This window comes from Bdellovibrionales bacterium, from assembly GCA_019750295.1.
Taxonomy (GTDB): Bacteria; Bdellovibrionota; Bdellovibrionia; order Bdellovibrionales; family JAGQZY01; genus JAIEOS01.
In genome coordinates this window covers 1-2719 of sequence record JAIEOS010000047.1, presented here as the reverse complement: position 1 = coordinate 2719, position 2719 = coordinate 1, and the positions used below count along the sequence as shown (strand labels likewise).

At 44.3% G+C, this 2719-nt stretch carries 3 protein-coding genes; all 3 read left to right on the top strand.

Features of this window, described 5'->3' with window-relative positions; genetic code table 11:
• The coding region (locus K2Q26_09170) for an NTP transferase domain-containing protein (GenBank protein MBY0315677.1) at positions 1–826 on the top strand (826 nt) is incomplete at its 5' end.
• Positions 823–1509 (top strand): glycosyltransferase family 2 protein, encoded by a 687-nt coding sequence (locus K2Q26_09165; protein MBY0315676.1) that lies wholly within the window; start codon positions 823–825, stop codon positions 1507–1509. The genes K2Q26_09170 and K2Q26_09165, both read left to right, overlap by 4 nt.
• Positions 1510–1664: 155 nt before the next feature.
• A partial coding sequence (locus K2Q26_09160; GenBank protein ID MBY0315675.1) for a hypothetical protein occupies positions 1665–2719 on the top strand: 1055 nt, incomplete at its 3' end.

Genomic DNA, 2719 nt, shown 5'->3' with positions numbered 1-2719 from the left:
TAAGAATTTGAATAAATGGGGCGAGGCTATAAAAGTAATTCAGATTCGACAGATACTGATGCCCATGGCTGGATTGGGGTCGCGGATTTCGCAGATCTTATCCCAACCTAAGCCGGTGGTAAAATTGGACGGACAGCCTATATATCGTCGCGCGCTTGACTCTTTTCCTCAGGCGCAAAGAACAGTTTTCATCACTCTTCCGCAGATTGCTGATCAAATGGTGACAACATCGACCGAGGCTGTGGTTGTTGTGCAGGAAACACCTCCCGGCCAAGCTCTCACAACCGAGCTCGGGATTGATAAACTTGATGGGACCCAGGATGTGATAGTCACAGCTTGTGATCACACGGTTGTGCTTGATCCTGCTCGATGGCAAAACTTTATGACTAAGCCCGACTGCGATGCCGCAATATTCACGGTGAAGGGATTCCCAGGTACAGTGAGAACTCCCACTTCATTTAGCTATGTCAGTTCTGATGAAGATCTCATTGTCCGGCAGATTGGCGTTAAGAAGCCTTTTACGGCAAAGCCAGAAGAGGAAGCTCTTTTGGTGGGAAGCTTTTGGTTTAAGAGTGCTCAGCTTCTTCAAAAGGCCATAGATCTGGTAAAAGCTCGTAATGTTCGGGTCAACGGGGAACTTTATTTGGATTCTGTTTTTGCCCTCATGATTGAGCAGGGGATGATCGTTAAAGAAATTCCTCTGGAGGGATACATTAACTGGGGTGATGCCAATAGTCTCAAAGAGGCCATTTACTGGTACGAGATTTTTATGGGTCATAAAATGCATCCGCGTCAGCCCTATCCAGGTTATTTGGTGAAGTCATGAAAAAGTTTGAGCTAGTTATTCCCGCCTATAATGAAGAAAAAAATATCCCTGAGTTAATAGAACGAGTGGTTACAGCTGCGGCCAAGTTTAATATGACAGGTCAGGATTTCACGCTTCTCCTGGTAGAGAACGGCAGTAAGGACAACTCCTATAAAGTCATGCGAGACACGGTCGAATATTTAAGACTGCACGACATGGTCAAAATTGTGCAGGTGAAGGTCAATCAAGGCTATGGTTTTGGAATTATGAGTGGTCTTCGAGAGTCCAGCGCGCCGGTGGTGGGGTGGACTCATGCGGATCTTCAATGTGATCCTGCTAATGCGTTCGTGGCCTATAAACTCTACGAAGTTCAGACCTCTAAAAATATTCTCGTTAAGGGTGTGCGACTTAAACGTTCGGCGAAAGATAGATTCGTCAGTCGTGTGTTTGAAACGTTCGCTCGGATTATCCTTGGCTTAAAGGTTTACGAACTCAATGCCCAGCCTAAAGTTTTCCCTTCGACTCTACTGGAGAATATGAAGCAGCCCCCTCATACTTTCGCTCTCGATCTCTACCTGCTCTATTCCGCTCAGAAGGCAGGATTAGAAGTGTTAACTTTCAATGTTTTTTTCCGCCAAGAATTCATGGCGTTTCCAATTGGGCGGCAAATTTCTTTGGTCGCTATAAAACGATTTTGGGAATGATTCGTTACATGTGGGATCTGATGTGGAAAGAGGGACGTGCATGAAAAAAAATCCTCTCTTTTGGTTAGGACTAGTGGTAAAGTTAGCGCTATTTGTTACAGTCCCGGCACCCGTCGCTACAGATTTATTTATTACTTTTTTTGGATAAAGCCGTTTTGAATCTGGGATCAAATCCTTGGGAGCTATTACCGACTCAATACTTCCCCTACGGTAGTGTTTTATTTGCGATCATGATGGTTCCCAAAGCGGTGTTTTATTTTATTTTTGGAGATGCGGCGTTGGGTACCAATGCACTCTCCTTGATTGCTTTTCGTGCACCGTTATTAATTGCGGATATATGTTTTCTACGAGTTTTATTAAAGTTTCCTCTCGTTCAACCCCGTTGGATTTTTATATTTTACTGGCTCAATCCAGTTTTAATATTTATCAGCTACCTGCATGGTCAGCTCGATCTGTTTGCGGTTTTATTTGTTTTTTTGGCGCTAGAGAGCTGTCGTCGCAATAGGGAGTTGGCTTCGGCCGTAATGCTTGCCTTTGCGATTCTGTGTAAATTTCACGTAGTTATTCTCATTCCTGTTTTTATGGTTTATTTTTGGAATACTAAATTTCGTAGCGAAGCCTACTCCTTTTTGGCGAAGTGGTTGTCGATAGTTTTGGGACTCGTAGCTGTTGGCTTTCTCCCGCACTTTTTAAGTTCGCATTTTGGTTACGTCAGTGTGCAATCCCCCGAAGCTATGAAGATTTTTTCTCTGACATTACCCTTGGGCGCGGATCACAAACTCTACATTGGTTTTGGTTTAGTGGTCGCGGTTCTAGCTCGCTTGGTGCTCTCCAGCAGAGTGACCAAACAAGGACTGATCTATGCATCGGCCTTGTTATTGGGAGCTTTATTGATCACAACCGATTCTATGCCGGGGTGGTACTATTGGCTCTATCCGTTTTTAGCTCTTTTTTTGGCCCAATATCCATTACGTCTTTACTCTGTACTGGCGTGTTCGATTCTACTTTATCTCTTTTGTTTTTTACCGGCTCACTTCGGCTTGGATATTTCGGTAGTGGCTTCGCAGATCTCTTTTACGCTCCTGCAAATGAGTTTATTGGGCTTACTAATCTCGATTTGGTTGTTTATTATTCGAATTGAAATGCCTTGGTTTCGTCGACATCGCCCTTTGCTGATCGGCTTAGCTGGGAACTCGGGTGCGGGTAAGAA